This is a genomic window from Parapedobacter soli (assembly GCF_025460835.1).
GTDB lineage: Bacteria > Bacteroidota > Bacteroidia > Sphingobacteriales > Sphingobacteriaceae > Parapedobacter > Parapedobacter soli.
Genome location: NZ_JAMXAY010000053.1, coordinates 12,565 through 29,708, shown reverse-complemented (window position 1 = coordinate 29,708; position 17,144 = coordinate 12,565). Strand labels below are relative to the sequence as shown.

The window sequence follows — 17,144 nt, the reverse complement described above, 5'->3', positions numbered from 1 at the left end:
ACCATATCGGGCACACCGGCAACTACCGTGAATCAGGACGCGGTATACAGCTTTGCGCCCATCGCAGCGGATATCGATGCAGGCGATGTATTGACATTCAGCATCGCCAACAAACCCGACTGGGCCACCTTCAATACCACCACCGGTGAGCTTTCCGGCACACCGGGCAACGGTGATGTGGGGGTAACTGCCGGCATCGTCATCACGGTGAGCGATGGCACGATGTCGGCTAGCTTACCGGCTTTCGACCTAGAGGTAACCAGTGCCATCATTTCAGGGGTAACCCTACCGAATGGCAGTTTTGTGTACGACGGTACGGCAAAGTCGCTGGTCATCGAAGGCACTCTCCCGCAGGGCACCGCAGTCTCCTACACGGACAACAGCCGTACCGATGTGGGTACCCAGACCGTAACGGCTACGGTTGAAGGTACCGGCTATACACCGCTGGTGCTCACGGCCGACCTCGCCATCACCCCGGCAACCATAACCGGCATTACCCTGTCGGACGGCACGTTCGTGTACGACGGCACCGCCAAATCGCTGGCCATCACGGGCACGCTGCCCGATGGTACAACGGTTACCTACACCGGCAACAACCGCACCGACGCGGGTACCCAGGAAGTGACCGCCACCATAACCGGTAGCAACTACGAGGGTCTAGTTCTTACAGCTGATCTGACAGTTATCCCGGCCACACGGACCATCAGCTTCCCGGCATTGCCGGAGAAGACCTACGGCGATGCCGATTTCAACGCCGATGCCACGGCCAGCAGCGGTGAGACGGTCGTCTACACGAGCAGCGACCCCTCAGTGGCAGAGGTAACCGCAAGCGGGCAGCTCCGCATCACCGGCGCCGGCACGGCCACCATCACGGCCACCCTGCCCGAGAATGCCAATTACACCACACGGCCACAGGCCAGCAGGCAGCTTACCGTGCGCAAGGCCAGCCAGGCCATCACCTTCAACGCCCCGGCGGAAGTAAACCGCGATGCGGGTACCATTCCGCTGGATGTAACGGCCAGCAGCGGACTCCCGGTCAGCCTCACCATCGATGACGAACAGGTGGCCCGCCTCAGCGGCACCTCACTCGATATTCTGCGGCTGGGAACCGTGCGCATCACGGCTACCCAGCAAGGCGACGGAAACCATGAGCCGGCAGCAGCGGTGACCGTAACGATCAGGGTCACCGACCCCTCGTCAGACATACCCATCCGTGTGCATGAGGCGGTATCGCCCAACGGTGACGGGATTAACGAGCACCTCATTATCGAGGCGATCAGGGACTACCCCGAAAACCGGGTGCAGATCTTCAACCGCAACGGCACGGTGGTGTGGGAAGCCTCGGGATACGACAATAACCGGGTAGCTTTCCGAGGCATAGGCTCCGGACAGCTACGGCTGCCCGCCGGGACCTACTTCTACGTGGTGGAAATCAGGGTAAATGGCCAATGGAAGCATGAGAAGGGGTGGTTTGTGTTGAGGTATTGATGTGATTGTTAATGGTTAATGGTTAATGGTTAATGGTCAATGGTTAATGGTCAATGGTCAATGGTCAATGGTCAATGGTCAATGGTCAATGGTTAATTGTTAATGGTTAATGGTTAATGGTTAATTGTCAATGGTTAATGGTTAATGGTTAATGGTCAATGGTTAATTGTCAATGGTTAATTGTCAATGGTTAAATTAGTTAAAAGATGGTATTTAAAACGATATTGACGGTTATGGCACTGGGTGTGGGCATGACCGCATTACACGCCCAGCAGCCGCTCACGCACACGCAGTACGGACAGCTGCGCTCGGTAATCAACCCGGCAGCCAGCCTGATGCACATGGGCGGGGAGGTGTCGGTAATCGGCCGGCGGCAATGGGTGGGGATCGACGGTGCGCCCACCGTGTTCTGGGGTAGCGGCCACATCGGCTTGCAGGGGGCCGGTGCCACCGCCGGCATCAACATCCGCCACGAAAGCATGGCCATGGAGAAACTTACCGAGGCCTCGGCATTCTTCGCCAAAAGTGTGCGTATCTCGCAGAGCGAATACCTGGGACTGTCCCTCAACGCAGGCTTCAGCTACATGGACGGCCGCTTCTCCCAGCTGGACCCCACCGACCCGGCCTTCCACGAGGACGTGAACGAAACCGATGCCCTGGTGGGCTTCGGGGTGATGCTGTACAGGCCGGAGCGGTACTATGTGGGGCTGTCGCTGCCGAGGCTCATGCTGGGCAACCTCGGCGTGGGCGGAGGAGACAACCGCTACAACTTCCGCAACCTATATCACCTCACGGCAGGGGCACTCTTCAACCTGGGGGCCGATTTCCAGTTCCGCCCTTCATTGCTGGTTACCTATTCCGAAAGCCTGCGGCCCCAAGCCGAAGCTTCCGCGCTATTCTTCGTGAAACGGCTGTTCGGAATCGGCCTCAATGCCCGCAGCTACGGCGAGCTGGCCGGCATGGCACAGTTTAATTTCAGCGGCTTCGGACTGGGATACAGCTACCAGTTCAACCCGGGTAACCAGCCGCTCAACAGGCGAATCAGCAACACCACCCACGAAATCGGCCTCAGCTACCGCTTCGACAGGGTTGCACAGTTGCTTTAAAGAAAAAGCCGGCACAACAGCTTGTCGATGTACCTCATTGACGTACCCACATGCCGGCATTTTTGGCTTCTTCCCGATTTGCACGTATTTTTGTGCCATCAGAAAATAATAACATGGACACCAAAACGGGCAACCACAAGCACCTCGACATCGTCGTATCAGGCACGGTACAGGGCGTATATTTCCGGCTCACCACCAAAGCCGTGGCCGACCAGCTAGGGGTGAAAGGCACCGCCCAGAACATGCCGGACGGCACCGTGGCCATCGAAGCCGAAGGCGACGCTTTCGCCCTCGATTCTTTTCTGGAATGGTGCCACGAGGGCCCCGAAAAGGCTGTAGTGGAAAAAGTGGCCGTCCGTGAAGGCGGAATGAAAAACTATCGTAACTTTGAGGTCATCAGGAAGTCCCGTGGCTGATCTTAATGCGCTGAACGTTGTCTGTACTTAGAAAATTTGCTGGACAAACCGCTATCTACGGGGTAAGTACCATCGTGGCCAGGCTGATTAATTTCCTGCTCACCCCCCTTTTCGTAAATAAGTTCTCCCCTTCCGTATACGGCGTCTTTACCAACCTATACAGCTGGGCCGCCATGCTCAACGCCGTGCTGGCCTTCGGGATGGAGACCACCTATTTCAGGTACCTGCAAAAACACGACAACAACCGGGCAAACGTATACAACAACAGCTTCATCATCATCCTGTTCACCGCCACGCTGTTTCTTATCACCACCCACCTTTTCTCAGCAAATATCGCCACATGGTTGAATAACGGTAGCTATAACGCCGACTACAACCGCTACGTGCGCTACTTCGCTTGGATCCTGGTGGCCGATGCGCTGGCCGTCATCCCCTTCGCCCGCCTACGCGCCGAGGGGCGCCCCTTCCGGTTTGCCATACTCAAACTCATCAATATCCTGACATTCATCGGCACCACCCTGTTTTTCATCGTGGTCATCCCCTGGCTTATCGGGCAAGGCGGTGCTTATCCGGGTTACTTCGGTTCGTGGTACCGGGACGAGTGGGTGGGCTATGTCTTCATCTCCAACCTCATCGCCAGTGGACTCACCCTCCTCCTGCTGTTACCTGAAATCGCTAAGCTGCGCCTGCGGCTCAACCGCAAACTGGCCGCAGATATGCTTTCGTATAGTGTGCCCATATTGATTGCCAACGTCTCTTTCATCATCAACGAACACCTCGATAAAATCATGATTCCCAAGCTGCTTCCCGGCGAGGTTGGCGACCGCGATTTGGGTATCTACGGTGCAGTATCCAAGATTGCCGTGTTCCTGAGTATCGCCGTGCAGGCGTTCCGTCTGGGGGCCGAGCCGTTTTTCTTCAGCTACTCCAAAAATAAAAATGCCCGCCAAACGTACGCGCTCATCATGGACTATTTTATCATTGCCATGGTACTGGTAATGGTAGGCATTACGGTAAACATCGAATGGTTGAAGTATTTCATCGAGGGTGGCAGTCCCGAAGAACAGGCCCAGTATTGGTCGGGCCTGCATATCATCCCCATCCTCCTGCTCAACTATGTGCTCCTGGGCATTTACATGAATCTGTCTATCTGGTATAAACTGACCGACCAGACCCGCTTCGGTTTGTATATCTCGGGCATCGGCGCTATCATCACCATCGTGCTCAACATCATCCTGATACCAAAATACAGTTACATCGGTGCCGTTTGGGTAACCGCCATTGCCTACGCTGCCATGGTGGTTACTTCCTACCTATGGGGGCAGCAGCGCTACCCCATCCCTTACCACGTGGGCAAAAACAGTGCGTATATCGCTGCCGCCATCATCATCTGCTGGCTGGCATTCGACGTGTTCGATCGCCACATGGTTATCGGCAACTTGCTTTTCCTCCTATTCGCGGGGATCGCGCTCTTCTTGGAACGGAAGGCGCTGATCATGATTTGGCGTAAGCCATAAACGGCCTCTTAAAAGTTGTAACCTACCGACACCGATATGACCCTGTTTTTCGTTGTCCAGCCGTCGCCGCGATAGATGTTATTAAGCCCCAATCCATAACCGATACCCAGGTTCCACTGATCGATTAATTGGTAGCCGGCGAGAAAGTTAATACCAAAATCGGGGCGCTTGCGAAAGGCGCTTTCGCCGCTGAAGATTACCTTCCCTGATTCCTCATCGGTCTCCACAATCCCGTCACCAAAATCTTCCGTATACTTTTCTTTCCATTTGCCCGACAGGGCGTAGCCTACGTAGGGACCCGCCCCCACAAAGAAATGGCCGGTCCGGTATACCGCATTTACGGGAATCTCCAGATAAATGATGCTTTCCCGGAAACTTCCTTCCCACCGTACCTCATCACCGTCAAACCCGTCTTCACCAGACCAGGTCTCCCGAGAACCTTTACCGTTCAGGACGAGCCCGCTTTGCAGCGAAAATGCTTCGGAAAACGCAAAATCCACGTGGCCCCCGATGTGGAAAGAAACCATGGGTCTTTGTTTGAACTCCGTATCCAGCGGCTCGTCTCCTTTTTCGTCAGTTGAAGCGAAATTGACCCCCGCTTTAATACCATAGCTGATGTTAACGCCGGAAGCCGACTGACCAAAAGCATAACCACCACCCACCAATAGGGCGAAAACCAATAATGTAATAGACCTTTTCATACGTTCTGCATTAATTTTTTTGATTAAACATGGAATGATTTAACCAGTTATCGTAGCAATAGTGAAAAGGTCACCAATCTTTATTATTGTTTTTTTATGGCGTTAGACGGCTTCCAGCATAAACTGGTCGCCGATCTCATCGAGCACGGCTTCGATATCGGCCACCTCCATGAGCGAGACCAGCTTCATGCGGTACTCCTTGAAGTGCGGTATCCCTTTGAAGTAGTTGGCATAATGGCGGCGCATTTCGAAGATACCGGTTTTTTCGCCTTTCCATTCGAGCGACTTCCGGAAGTGGGTGCGGCATACATCTACCCGTTCGGCAATGGTTGGCCCCGGGAGGTACTCGCCGGTTTCGAAAAAGTGCTTGACTTCGCGGAATATCCAGGGGTAGCCGATGGATGCACGCCCAATCATGATGCCATCAACCTCATACTCCAGGCGCCAGGCGGCCGCCTTCTCCACACTGTCCACGTCGCCATTGCCAAAAATGGGGATACGGATACGGGGGTTACGCTTGATTTCGCGGATGAGGTGCCAGTCGGCTTGCCCCTTGTACATCTGCGAACGGGTGCGGCCGTGGATACTTAGCGCCTGTATGCCCACATCCTGCAGGCGTTCGGCCACCTCATATACATTCTTGGTGTTGTCGTCCCAGCCCAAGCGGGTCTTCACCGTCACGGGCAGGTGGGTAGCTTCCACCACGGCTTTGGTCATCGCCGTCATCTTGTCGATGTCTTGCAGCAGGCTCGCCCCAGCACCTCTACAGGCCACATTCTTCACCGGGCAGCCGTAATTGATGTCGATAAGATCGGGACCGGCCTGTGAGGCGATCTCAGTAGCTTCACGCATGGTGTCGATGTCGCTGCCGAAAATCTGGATACCGATGGGCCGCTCGTATTCGAAGATATCCAATTTCTGACGGCTTTTGGCCGCATCACGGATCAGTCCTTCAGAAGAGATAAACTCAGTATACATCATGTCTACCCCGTTTTGCTTGCACACAAAACGGAACGGTGGATCACTCACGTCTTCCATGGGTGCCAAAAGCAACGGGAAGGCGCCCAAATCAATATCTCCAATGGTAACTGCCATATACACTACACCTTAACCGGCGGCAAAGATACAGAAAAAGTAGCTGAATTGTTACCGGATGCTCCCTAAACCATCGGCAGCACAATCCGTCTTACGCATATATTCACTTATTCAACGATTATGAAAAAAGTTTTTTTATTGATGACCATGCTACTGGGAGTAGCAAGTTTTTCTATCGCACAGCAACCAGGGCGCGGTTTCAGCAACCCCGAAGAGTCTGCCAAACGGACTGCGGAACGGCTGGAAAAAGAGCTTAAGCTCACTGCCGCGCAGAAAGATTCCGTTTATGCTTACTCACTCGCCCAGAGCAAAGCCATGCAGCAAGCGTTTCAGGGCAACAAAGACGGAGATCGGGAGCAACTGGGTAAAAAAATGCGGGAACTGCGCACCCAAACGGATGAAAAAATACTTTCCGTATTGGATAGCGACCAAAAGAAAGCTTACAACAAACTGATCGAAGGGCGGGCCAATCGGATGCGTGCGGCCGGCAACCGCAGGGGCGGTGGCAATCGTTAATCGCTTGCAAGAAACAGGATTAAAAAAGGCGGGCCGTTTGCAAACGGCCCGCCTTTTTTAATCCTAGCTCGTTTTCAGCTTCTTCTGGATGTCTTGCACGTAGGCCTTGAATTTCTTATCCGTTTCAATCAGGTCTTCCACTGTTTGGCAGGCGTAGATTACCGTAGAGTGGTCCCTCCCGCCGAAGAATGCACCGATGGATTTCAATGAGGTCTTTGTGTGGTTCTTTGCCAAATACATCGATATCTGCCGTGCCTGCACAATCTCGCGCTTCCGCAATTTCGATTTGACCATCTCTACCGGCACCTCGAAATAATCGCACACCAGCTTCTGGATGTAGTCCATGGAGATTTCCTTCTGCGTATTCTTGATGAAATTCTTCAACATGGACTTCGCCAGGTTGAGGTCTATTTCCTTTTTGTTGAGCGTGGCCTGTGCCAATAGCGATACCATCGCACCTTCCAGCTCACGCACGCTGTTGTCTATCTGGTTGGCTACGTATTCGATCACATTTTCCGGCAGTTCGATGCCGTCGGAATACATTTTTTTCTTGAGGATCGCCATCCGCGTTTCCAAGTCGGGCACCTGCATATCGGCCGAAAGGCCCCACTTAAACCGGCTCAACAGGCGCTCTTCCAGACCCGCAAGGTCTTTCGGCGGCTTGTCTGAGGTAAGGATAATCTGTTTGCCCGACTGGTGCAGGTGGTTGAATATATGGAAAAATATATCCTGGGTACGTTCCTTACCCGCAAAGTTATGCACGTCATCCATGATGATGACATCCATCGCCTGGTAGAAATTGACGAAGTCGTTGATGGTGTTGTTTTTCAGGGAGTCGACAAACTGCTGGCAGAATTTCTCGCACGACACGTAGATAACCAGCTTGTCGGGCAGGTTACGCTTGATCTCGTTGCCGATGGCCTGCGCTAGATGCGTCTTGCCGAGCCCCACACCACCATAGATCATCAACGGGTTGAACGAGGTGCCGCCCGGTTTGCTTGCTACCGCGAAGCCCGCCGACCGCGCCAATCGATTACACTCTCCTTCTATGAAATTGTCAAATGTATAATGCTGGTTCAACTGCGGGTCTACCTGCAACTTCTTCAGGCCCGGAATGACAAACGGATTCTTGATATCTTTATTAAGTGCCACCGGTATGGGTATGGATTGCTTCTTCGCTTCGGCCCCGTTGCCGCTTGACGGGATATTGGTGGTGTATGGATTACTTGTGGATGATTTTTCCACGACAATGTTGTACTCCAGCCGGCCATTTTCGCCCAGGTGCTTTTTTATCGTTTTCCGCAGCAGGCCCACATAGTGCTCTTCCAACCACTCATAGAAAAATAAACTCGGTACTTGAATAGTCAAAACGTTACCTTCCAACCGCACGGCCTTGACAGGCTCAAACCAGGTCTTATAACTTTGTGCCGGAATATTATCTTTTATGATTTGCAGACAGCTATTCCATACACTCGTGCTCGTTTTTTCCATTCGTTAAATCTTAATAAGTTGATACCCAATAAATGACCGGAAAAATGTTGATAACTTCCCCGTGAAACGAAGATGGCAAAAAAAACCCACCTAAAAAATTAAAAGTTGAAATATTACTTAATTCGCTTTATATCAATAATTTGCGTGCTTTTTCACACAAAAGATATTGGTCAAATTATCAACACAAAAATTTCTCAACATTGAGAAATATCCATTGATTTGAGTGTTAAAGTTAAGTAAACTTTAAGCAAAGTCGCAGTAAAAAATAATAAAAAAAGAGAAGTAATCCGCCTATGCCACCCGCTTGCGTTTTACCGCCACCACCCAGTCTACCGCCAATACCGCGATCAGTATCAATAAGCCCAATACCTCGCGCGTTTCTTCTATCCACGGCTTGTCGGCTTTCATCGACTGCACCAAGTCTTTCGCTTCGTGGTTCTGCAGCCAATCGAGCACGCCATGCTTGAAAATCAGGTAATACACTACAAAGCCCAGGTAAACCACGATGCCCAGTGCATACGCCCGGACGAGGTATCGCCCGCGCGCCGCCATGTAACAGGCCCAGGCACCATAGCCATACAATACAATCCACAAAAGAGGGTCCACATCATTGTATTGCAATGCGGCACTGATCAGGAAAAGGATACAGAATACGATATTAAAGGTCTTCATGGAAACACGTCGTTAGCATAGACCAAACTTACACAAAAAAATGAACAAACGAAGTTATGCCTCCGCCGTTTCATAATCGCTTATCGGCGGGCATGCGCAGATCAGCATACGGTCGCCCTGCGAGTCGTTCACCCGCCCTACCGTAGGCCAGAATTTATGGCTGCGCACGAATGGCAGCGGGAACGCCGCCTGCGACCGCGGGTAAGGCCTATCCCAGGTATCGGCACTCACGGCGGCTACCGTATGCGGCGCGCCTTTCAGCAGGTTGTCTGCCCGGTCGGCCAACCCCTGTTCCACTGCTGCAATCTCTTCGCGGATGGCAACCATGGCATCACAGAAGCGGTCAAGCTCGGCTTTCGACTCCGACTCGGTAGGCTCCACCATCAGCGTACCGGCCACCGGGAACGACACGGTGGGTGCGTGGAAACCATAATCCATCAGGCGCTTGGCAATATCGCCCACTTCAATCCCTACCGCTTTAAAGGCGCGGCAGTCTAGTATCAGCTCGTGCGCACACCGACCGTTTGCACCGGCATACAGCACCGGGTAGTGGCTTTCGAGCCGCGTTTTTATGTAATTGGCGTTGAGGATGGCGTAGCGTGTGGCGTTGGCCAACCCCTTGGCGCCCATCATGGCTATATAGGCATGCGAAATGACAAGGATGGATGCCGACCCCCATGGGGCGGCAGATACGGCACTGATGCCGTCAGTGCCGCTCACCGGCACCACTTGGTGGTTGGGCAAGAAAGGCACGAGGTGGGCGGCCACGCCGATCGGCCCCATACCCGGCCCACCGCCGCCGTGCGGGATGCAGAAGGTCTTATGCAGGTTGAGGTGGCACACGTCGGCCCCGATAAACCCGGGGTTGGTGAAGCCCACCTGCGCATTCATGTTGGCACCGTCCATATACACCTGTCCGCCATTCCGGTGGATGATTTCGCATATTTCGATGATAGGCTCTTCAAAAACGCCGTGTGTAGAAGGGTAGGTTACCATCAGTGCCGCCAGATCGGCAGCGTGGGCCTCGGCTTTGGCGCGCAGGTCGTCCACGTCGATGTTACCGCGCTCGTCGCATTTCACCACCACCACGTTCATGCCTGCCATGCTTGCCGACGCCGGATTGGTGCCGTGGGCCGACGCGGGGATAAGCACCACATTGCGGTGCGTGTCGCCCCTGCTTTCGTGGTACGCCCGGATCACCATCAAGCCGGCGTATTCCCCTTGGGCGCCCGAATTAGGCTGGAAGCTCACCTTAGTAAGGCCGGTGATCTCGCTCAGCCAGGTATCCAGTTCGCCGATGAGCTGCATGTATCCCCCCACCTGGTCTGTTGGCGCAAACGGGTGGATGTTGCCGAATTCGGGCCACGTAAGCGGCACCATCTCGGTGGTAGCGTTGAGTTTCATGGTACATGATCCCAGCGGGATCATCGAGTGGCACAGCGAAAGGTCTTTGGCCTCCAGCGACTTGATATACCGTAGCATCTCGTGCTCGGAGTGGTAACTGTTGAACACCGGATGGGTGAGGTAATCTGATGTGCGCTGCACCGCCTCCGGGATGGCCGGCACGATGCGCTCGGCCCGTGCGGCAAGGTCCGCCTCATCGAGCGTTTTACCCTTTAGCTTGGCAAAGACGCGCACCAAGGCCTCAATATCTTTATAGGTGGTGGTTTCGTCTATGGCAATGCCTGCAATGGTGCCATCATAGTGCAGGTTGATCTCGTTGTTGAGTGCCTCTGCGCGGAGCGGCCCGGCAAGCTCGCCCAGCTCCACCCGCAGCGTATCGAAATAGGTGCCGTTATACTGCGTGTAGCCGAGGTGCTGCAATGCACCGTCGAGCAGGTTGGCCAGTCCATGGATGCGTTCGGCAATCCGCTTCAACCCTTCGGGGCCGTGGTAGGCCGCATAAAACCCGGCCATGATGGCCAGCAGCGCCTGGGCGGTACAGATATTTGACGAAGCCTTATCGCGCCGGATGTGCTGCTCGCGCGTCTGCAGCGCCATGCGCAGCGCATATTCGCCGCTGGCATCTACGGTAACGCCGATGATGCGTCCGGGGATATTCCGTTTATAGGCATCTTTGGTTGCAAAATAAGCCGCATGCGGCCCGCCGAATCCCATAGGGATACCGAAACGCTGCGTGCTGCCCACCACCACGTCGGCCCCCCACTCGCCGGGGGCAGCCAACAGTGTCAGGCTGAGCAGGTCGGCAACGGCACAAACGGAAATGTTGCGGCCATGCAACTGGTCTACCAGCCCCTTATAATCGGTCACCGAGCCATCGCCGGCCGGGTACTGCACCAGCACACCGAAAATGACGTCCGTATCGGGCACCTGCTGCACATCACCCACCAGTAGTTTGATGCCATATGAGTGGGCCCGGGTGCGCAGCACATCCAGGGTTTGCGGAAAAATATTTTCAGACACAAAATACGTGTCGGCCGCTTTATTTTTGCGAAGGCCGTATTGCATAAACATCGCTTCGGCCGCAGCCGTGGCTTCGTCCAGCAGCGACGCATTGGCTATCTCCATCCCCGTAAGGTCTATCACGGCGGTTTGGAAGTTGAGCAGCGCCTGCAGGCGGCCCTGAGCTATTTCCGCTTGGTAGGGCGTATATTGTGTGTACCATCCCGGGTTTTCCAGCACATTACGCTGTATCACACTAGGCAGGATCACATCGTAATAGCCTTGGCCGATATACGACTTAAACACCCTGTTCCTTTCGGCGATGGTACGCATCCGCTGGAGGTATGCTGTTTCGCTCCAAGCATCCGGCAGGCGCAGTGACGCGTTGGTGCGGATTTGTGCCGGAACCGTTTCATCCATCAACTGGTCTAGGCTTTCCAGCCCCAGGGCGCCTAGCATTTCGGCGGTTTCATCAGTACTCGGGCCGATGTGCCGCTCTTCAAATTTTTCTTGGAAATATACTTTGTTCATTCAGATACATCACTACCTCGGTGCAGCCATGCTGCTCTGCAAGCAGCCCGGTAGTTTTCGCAGGCGAAGGTACGGATTTTAATGGGTGAAATAAAGGGTGGGGGGGCGCTTTTAGCAAGTTGCAGCCCATGTCGGTTTATAACCGGTTTTATCAGCAAGCATTAATTAAATACGTCCAGAAAGAAGAGTGGAATTAGGGGTCGATCCAACGTTCAAAATCGTAAGAAAAGCTTAATTGTCGACGCTCTATAGAATAATTTTGTATAATTCACCACCAGACTTGCTGTTCGCGCTCGTATGTAAAAGGTCGTTCTTCCTTCCCTTTAGTATGGTTGCGGAGCAACAGCAAACTCCCTCGCGGCACACGGTCAAAATGTAAAAACTTGTTGGTGTCGCCTTTCCTTAACCCTAAAGATTCCCATTCCACACCATTCCAATAAAAAAGCTCGTAAAGCTCGCCTAATTTTATGAAATTATCATCGTTCCGACAGAGAAAGCGCAGCTTTTCTATCTTTTCGGGCCTGCTAAAGGCTAATCCCACCCAGTTATCATGAACAAAGAAGAGGGGTGAGCCCGTAACTACCAGTTGGGCCCTATATCCGGAACTCACCTTTTTTATAGTTGACTAACCTGATTGTCCTAATTTCCCAGGGCCATTCTATGTAATACTGCAATTGCAATCGACGCTCGAACAGGCGGTCGGGTTCTTTATACCATGCGCCGATATTATTGCCGATAAATATAGAAAGCAGGTTCACCTCATCGAACGTTAGTGGGACTTGGCCCCCAAACCCCCTGAAATTGAAATAGACTTCCTTGAGCCGTGGCTCAGGTGTAAAAAAAAGAAGTACGCCTAATTCGCCTTTAGGGTTTTTTTCACAAAGCTCGACGGCGCGTTCATAACTTATTGAGCGATCCAACATCCAGATTAACTCCTTTGCATTATTTCTAAGAAAACTTTCATTAGCCGACATGGCTTCTGCACTTCCGTCGTTCCGCGGCGCACCAAATAGTTGATTCCCTTTCTTTCCGATGACGAGGTAATCGACCGAATCATTAACATAAAAAATCCGGTAGCCTTTCGGAATATTGCGGTCTGTCGAGTCGGGTGATTGAGCTACCGCTATCGAGATCGAGAAAAAAACAAAAAATAATGTCTTCATGCTATAAATTTAGTTCGATGAAGGGCACGGGCTATTCTCCAAAAGATACTTTATAACCCTAGGGGGCTGATTAACAATCTTAGTACTGTCCCCGTACATTGGGTGCCGCTGGGTAAACTTCTCACGGAAAGTTACGTACGAAGAGTTGTTCTGAACCCCTGCATTAGCGAAATACATTTTTACCCCGTAGAAGTTTTTATTCCCTTGATTATCTTTTTATGATACTCCCTATTTGCTGGACAATTATTGCACTAATTTAAGATATAATTACGACACATTTTTGATTGCCTGATAGAACCTCTCATCGGGTGTTACCCGACCGATTGACTTGTGTCTTCTCTCAGTGTTGTAGAAGCGCACATAATCCTTCACCTGTTTGTACAAGTCAACCCCACCATTTGGGTGGATTCAGATAGATTTTCTCCCTTTTGAACGAACCCCGGAACCTTTCGATATAAATGTTGTCCAAGGCTCTGCCTTTGCCGTCCCTGGATATTTTCACCCCATGACCTTTGAGTGCCTCGACAAATACAGAGGAGGTAAACTGTGACCCCTGATCAGTATTGAAGATTTCCGGTTTGCCATGCTTGGTTATTGCATCCTGCATAACGTCCCGGCACCATTCCGCACTCATCGTATTGGAGATTCCCCAGCCCACGATCTTGCGGCTGTAAGCATCGATGATGGCAAACATGTACATGAACCCACGGAACATGGGTATGTAAGTGATGTCCGCCTGCCAGACCTAGTTTGCGCGGTCGACTTTCAGGTTCCTAAGCAGATAGGGGAATTTATAATCAGCCTTATTGGCCTTGCTGAGATTCTTTTTGGGATGGATGGCCTTCAGGTTCATGACCTTATACAATCTCCTGATACGCTTCCCCCAACAAAATACCCCAGATCCTTCTTCAGGTACCAGGTCATCCGCTCCACATCATAGAACGGACAATCCAGAAATTTCCTATCAATGGCCTTCATCACCCGCTGGTTGAACAACGACTCGCCTTTGGGTTTGAAATAGTAGCTGCTGCGCGGCAGCTCGATGACCTTGCATTACTGGAAAACACTCAACTTTCTGTACCGTGGGCAAACAAGCCTGCGCTTCTGGTCCAAACTCATTTGCCCAATACTTTTTTTGATGCGACCCGCTACCACGCACGCATACCCGCATCGATATAGTTTAGGAAATCCACCTGTATCTGTAATTCCCCGATTTTCGAATAAAGCTCCTTCTTCTCCTGAGAATCATCCTTGGAGCGGTCTTGGTCCTTACTGAAAGCCGATTCCGCATTATTCAGGAAGTCACGCTTCCAGGCGTTGATCTGCGTGGCGTGAACCTCATATTTGGCTGCCAGTTCGTGGACTGTCTGCTGTTCCTTGATCGCTTCGATGGCTACTTTCGCCTTAAAGCCTGCACTGAATTTGCTTCGCAGCTACTTCGTGGTTTCTCCGTTCTTTTTTCATTTTTCAACTGCTAAGTTAAACATTTAAGCAGCTGTCCAGTTTTTGGGGGGCATTATAAGCCGATTTACTTCCTATTCCAATTTTAACGGTTCAGGGTTACCACGCTGCCCGACGATTGCGTGATAACTTTCGACCATCTCTTGCAATTTGTCCGGCTCGGACGAGGCGAGGTCGTTTTGCTGGCCTATATCCGTACTTAAGTTATAAAGTTGATATTCCTTCGAGTTGCCCAATTCAATATTCACCTGCTGGTTGCGCTCTGGGCCGTTATTGGGCGGTATCATGACCCAGTCGCCCTTTCGCAAAGCCGTGCGCGAACTAGCCTCCATTATCAGTTCCGCGCGCCCCTGGCTGCTATCCCCCAGCAGGGCAGCCAGCACATCCTGGCTATCTGCGCTCGCGGAGTGCTGCCCCGTTAGTTTCGCCAATGAAGCAAGCAAATCCATCTGGCAAACCAAAGCATCAGAAACACCCGGATCGATGCGCCCTTCCCACTGCACAATGAAAGGCACCCGGGTGCCTGCTTCAAACAAACTGTATTTGCCTCCCCTCAAGGGGCCCCACGGCGTGTGGTCACCCAGTTTCTCCACCGCATCATCATAGTATCCGTCGTTGACCACAGGACCATTGTCACTGGAAAAAATCACAATGGTGTTCTCCAGCAACCCCTCTTCCGCAAGCGTTTTCATAAATTCTCCGATGCACCAGTCCGCCTCCACGATCACATCACCCCGCGGGCCCATTCCTGATGTGCCGACAAAGCGTTGGTGGGGCGTACGCGGCACATGTGGCTGGTGAAGCGCATAATAGAGGAAGAACGGCTTGTCCTTATGCTCCCTGACATACGTCTGTGCCCTCGTGAGGAACGTGTCGGCCATATTTTCGTCTATCCATTTAGCCTTTTCACCGCCTTTCATGAAGCCGATGCGGGGAATGCCGTTTACGATGCTGTTATTATGGCCGTGATGCCACCGCATCTTGAGGAGCTCCGGGTGCTCAAGCCCCGTGGGCTCCCCCTCAAAGTTTTCGTGGTAATCCACCTCAATGGGATCATCCGCCTCTGCTCCCACCACATAGCCATTTTCGATATAAACGGTAGGCACCCGATCCTGGGTAGCAGCCATGATAAATGCATAGTCAAACCCTATTTCGTTCGGCCCCGGCGAAATGTGTTCGTTCCAGTTCACATGACCCGCTCCCAAACCCAAATGCCACTTGCCGACCACACCCGTATGATAGCCTGCTTGCTTCAGCATCTTTGGGAGTGTCTGCTGTTGGGTATCGATTACCAGGGGGGCCGTACCGGGAAGTATCTTGGCGTCCTTATTCCGCCAAGGGTATACACCGGTTAGGAGTGCATAGCGGCTCGGTGTACAGGTAGACGACGACGCGTGCCCATCCGTAAATTTCAACCCCTTCTCCGCTAGCCTGTCCATGTTCGGGGTTTTTACAGCTGTGGCCCCATAGGCCCCAAGGTCGCCGTAGCCCAAGTCATCCATATAAATGATTACGATATTAGGCCGGTCCTCACCGGCTTGCTGTCCGCCTCCGTTAGTATTGCAAGCTGCAATCGCAAGTAATCCGAGCAGGCATAGGCTTTTGGAACGCATTGGTCTTTTCATATTCATGGGTCATTCGTTATAAAATAAAATCGATGCAAAGATAATAAGATGGCACTACCACCATTTCCATTCGTCTAGGGGCTCCCTTAAGTACGCTACAGCTTCAGGTGTGCCATAGTATCTCACTTCCCCTTCCGGCAAGACAATAACACATACCGATCTACCCTCTTTTGCCGCTTCTACATAGGCGGCAAGGCTGTTGTCTTTGGCGAGGTAGACATTCCTGAACAACATCAGGTTGGCACGCCAAGCGACCATATCGCCATGGGCATCCCCATCCGCGATTATGGGAAGCTTACCCACCCACCGTTCGTGGTAAGGGAAATGCCTGACCCAGTCGATATTACCGAAATGGGCCCCGGGAACCGCATTATAGCCGCCTCCGCCATAAAGCCCTTCATCGTACACCAAGTAAGCGTTGGGCATGGTATAGTCCAGCTCAGGGTAGAAAAGCGTACCCATCGCCACCATTGGCTCGATAACTTCCTTCTTGAAGTCGACCCAAGGCAGGTTCTCTTTTCCGGCATGGTAACTTCCCAGAAATTGCGTCCGTTGGGCTTCATCCATTGCTGGCGGTATCATGAAATTGGAAACATGGTCAGCATGCTGCCCATCGAACCAAACCAGCCGATGGGCATAATTCTCCGGATTGTCTACGACTTCGAGCTCATAGCCTTTTCGGCTGGCGTACGCACGTGCTTCCCGTACGATACGGCTCATGCCCCCACCTTCCAACACTTCAGTTTCCCTCGTTTTTACACCCACGAGGTGAAATCCGAGGTTAACCATCGAGTCGACCATTCCTTCACCTCCGGCCGGTGTTTTATGCTGGGTTTGGTAGATACGGTATGTGCCCTCCGGAATAACACTTTCCTTCGGTAAGCGGATGTCTTTACGAGAAATCGCCGCACAGGCATCGCCGGTAAGCGTTTGCATGGCCTCGACAGCGTAATACGTAC

At 52.4% G+C, this 17,144-nt stretch carries 16 protein-coding genes and 1 pseudogene; 5 read left to right on the top strand and 12 right to left on the bottom strand.

Going from position 1 to position 17,144, the window contains the following annotated elements:
* From NGM62_RS17960 to NGM62_RS17945, 4 genes are all read left to right on the top strand, one after another.
* Nucleotides 1-1,488, top strand: a 1,488-nt coding sequence (locus NGM62_RS17960) for a T9SS type B sorting domain-containing protein (protein WP_262249670.1), incomplete at its 5' end; no start/stop codon positions are given.
* A gap of 206 nt (nucleotides 1,489-1,694) precedes the next feature.
* Nucleotides 1,695-2,594 (top strand): PorP/SprF family type IX secretion system membrane protein, encoded by a 900-nt coding sequence (locus NGM62_RS17955; protein WP_262249669.1) that lies wholly within the window; start codon nucleotides 1,695-1,697, stop codon nucleotides 2,592-2,594.
* Between the two features lie 113 nt (nucleotides 2,595-2,707).
* Nucleotides 2,708-3,010 (top strand): acylphosphatase, encoded by a 303-nt coding sequence (locus NGM62_RS17950; RefSeq protein ID WP_262249668.1) that lies wholly within the window; start codon nucleotides 2,708-2,710, stop codon nucleotides 3,008-3,010.
* Nucleotides 3,011-3,027: 17 nt separating this feature from the next.
* Nucleotides 3,028-4,527 (top strand): lipopolysaccharide biosynthesis protein, encoded by a 1,500-nt coding sequence (locus NGM62_RS17945; RefSeq protein WP_262249667.1) that lies wholly within the window; start codon nucleotides 3,028-3,030, stop codon nucleotides 4,525-4,527.
* An 8-nt stretch (nucleotides 4,528-4,535) separates the two neighbouring features.
* Here the strand turns inward: NGM62_RS17945 and NGM62_RS17940 are convergent, their stop codons facing one another.
* Together NGM62_RS17940 and dusB are read right to left on the bottom strand one after the other, a co-directional pair.
* Nucleotides 4,536-5,228, bottom strand: coding sequence for a porin family protein (locus NGM62_RS17940; protein WP_262249666.1), 693 nt, complete (start codon nucleotides 5,226-5,228; stop codon nucleotides 4,536-4,538).
* A 102-nt stretch (nucleotides 5,229-5,330) separates the two neighbouring features.
* Entirely contained in the window at nucleotides 5,331-6,323 is a 993-nt protein-coding gene (gene dusB, locus NGM62_RS17935; protein ID WP_262249665.1) for a tRNA dihydrouridine synthase DusB, read from the bottom strand.
* A gap of 120 nt (nucleotides 6,324-6,443) precedes the next feature.
* On the opposite strand from dusB, the gene NGM62_RS17930 reads away from it, so the two are divergent.
* The gene (locus NGM62_RS17930; protein ID WP_262249664.1) at nucleotides 6,444-6,839 is read left to right on the top strand and encodes a hypothetical protein; all 396 of its coding nucleotides are present in this window, start codon (nucleotides 6,444-6,446) and stop codon (nucleotides 6,837-6,839) included.
* A gap of 63 nt (nucleotides 6,840-6,902) precedes the next feature.
* Here NGM62_RS17930 and dnaA read toward each other — a convergent pair whose 3' ends face one another.
* The 10 genes and pseudogenes from dnaA to NGM62_RS17890 all read right to left on the bottom strand — a co-directional run bounded on the left by dnaA (nucleotide 6,903) and on the right by NGM62_RS17890 (nucleotide 17,121).
* Nucleotides 6,903-8,330 carry a chromosomal replication initiator protein DnaA gene (dnaA, locus tag NGM62_RS17925; RefSeq protein ID WP_262249663.1) on the bottom strand — a complete coding sequence of 476 codons (1,428 nt, stop codon included), beginning with the start codon at nucleotides 8,328-8,330 and terminating at the stop codon, nucleotides 6,903-6,905.
* 291 nt (nucleotides 8,331-8,621) lie between these two features.
* Entirely contained in the window at nucleotides 8,622-9,002 is a 381-nt protein-coding gene (locus NGM62_RS17920) for a transmembrane 220 family protein (protein ID WP_262249662.1), read from the bottom strand.
* A gap of 54 nt (nucleotides 9,003-9,056) precedes the next feature.
* Nucleotides 9,057-11,936: an aminomethyl-transferring glycine dehydrogenase gene (gcvP, locus tag NGM62_RS17915; protein WP_262249661.1), complete on the bottom strand. Its 2,880-nt coding sequence runs from the start codon at nucleotides 11,934-11,936 to the stop codon at nucleotides 9,057-9,059.
* 268 nt (nucleotides 11,937-12,204) lie between these two features.
* On the bottom strand, nucleotides 12,205-12,546 hold the full coding sequence (locus NGM62_RS17910; protein ID WP_262249660.1) for a hypothetical protein: 342 nt from the start codon (nucleotides 12,544-12,546) through the stop codon (nucleotides 12,205-12,207).
* Nucleotides 12,530-13,099 (bottom strand): hypothetical protein, encoded by a 570-nt coding sequence (locus NGM62_RS17905; RefSeq protein WP_262249659.1) that lies wholly within the window; start codon nucleotides 13,097-13,099, stop codon nucleotides 12,530-12,532. The genes NGM62_RS17910 and NGM62_RS17905 overlap by 17 nt, the downstream gene beginning before the upstream one ends.
* A 267-nt stretch (nucleotides 13,100-13,366) precedes the next feature.
* Nucleotides 13,367-13,483, bottom strand: coding sequence for an IS3 family transposase (locus NGM62_RS22290; protein ID WP_390937897.1), 117 nt, complete (start codon nucleotides 13,481-13,483; stop codon nucleotides 13,367-13,369).
* A 1-nt stretch (nucleotide 13,484) separates the two neighbouring features.
* A pseudogene (locus tag NGM62_RS17900) lies at nucleotides 13,485-13,832 on the bottom strand (transposase); the annotation flags it as partial.
* 415 nt (nucleotides 13,833-14,247) lie between these two features.
* Complete coding sequence (locus NGM62_RS22285) at nucleotides 14,248-14,532, bottom strand: transposase (RefSeq protein WP_390937907.1); 285 nt, start codon at nucleotides 14,530-14,532, stop codon at nucleotides 14,248-14,250.
* A gap of 102 nt (nucleotides 14,533-14,634) precedes the next feature.
* Nucleotides 14,635-16,191 carry a sulfatase family protein gene (locus tag NGM62_RS17895; protein WP_262249658.1) on the bottom strand — a complete coding sequence of 519 codons (1,557 nt, stop codon included), beginning with the start codon at nucleotides 16,189-16,191 and terminating at the stop codon, nucleotides 14,635-14,637.
* Nucleotides 16,192-16,239: 48 nt separating this feature from the next.
* Entirely contained in the window at nucleotides 16,240-17,121 is an 882-nt protein-coding gene (locus NGM62_RS17890; protein WP_262249657.1) for a hypothetical protein, read from the bottom strand.
* Nucleotides 17,122-17,144 lie beyond the last annotated feature (23 nt).

Coding starts and splice junctions, on each gene's coding strand:
- NGM62_RS17955 (WP_262249669.1), top strand. CDS start 1,695: ATGGTATTTAAAACGATATTGACGGTTATGGCACTGGGTGTGGGCATG.
- NGM62_RS17950 (WP_262249668.1), top strand. CDS start 2,708: ATGGACACCAAAACGGGCAACCACAAGCACCTCGACATCGTCGTATCA.
- NGM62_RS17940 (WP_262249666.1), bottom strand. CDS start 5,228: ATGAAAAGGTCTATTACATTATTGGTTTTCGCCCTATTGGTGGGTGGT.
- dusB (WP_262249665.1), bottom strand. CDS start 6,323: ATGGCAGTTACCATTGGAGATATTGATTTGGGCGCCTTCCCGTTGCTT.
- NGM62_RS17930 (WP_262249664.1), top strand. CDS start 6,444: ATGAAAAAAGTTTTTTTATTGATGACCATGCTACTGGGAGTAGCAAGT.
- dnaA (WP_262249663.1), bottom strand. CDS start 8,330: ATGGAAAAAACGAGCACGAGTGTATGGAATAGCTGTCTGCAAATCATA.
- NGM62_RS17920 (WP_262249662.1), bottom strand. CDS start 9,002: ATGAAGACCTTTAATATCGTATTCTGTATCCTTTTCCTGATCAGTGCC.
- gcvP (WP_262249661.1), bottom strand. CDS start 11,936: ATGAACAAAGTATATTTCCAAGAAAAATTTGAAGAGCGGCACATCGGC.
- NGM62_RS17905 (WP_262249659.1), bottom strand. CDS start 13,099: ATGAAGACATTATTTTTTGTTTTTTTCTCGATCTCGATAGCGGTAGCT.
- NGM62_RS17895 (WP_262249658.1), bottom strand. CDS start 16,191: ATGAATATGAAAAGACCAATGCGTTCCAAAAGCCTATGCCTGCTCGGA.
- NGM62_RS17890 (WP_262249657.1), bottom strand. CDS start 17,121: ATGCAAACGCTTACCGGCGATGCCTGTGCGGCGATTTCTCGTAAAGAC.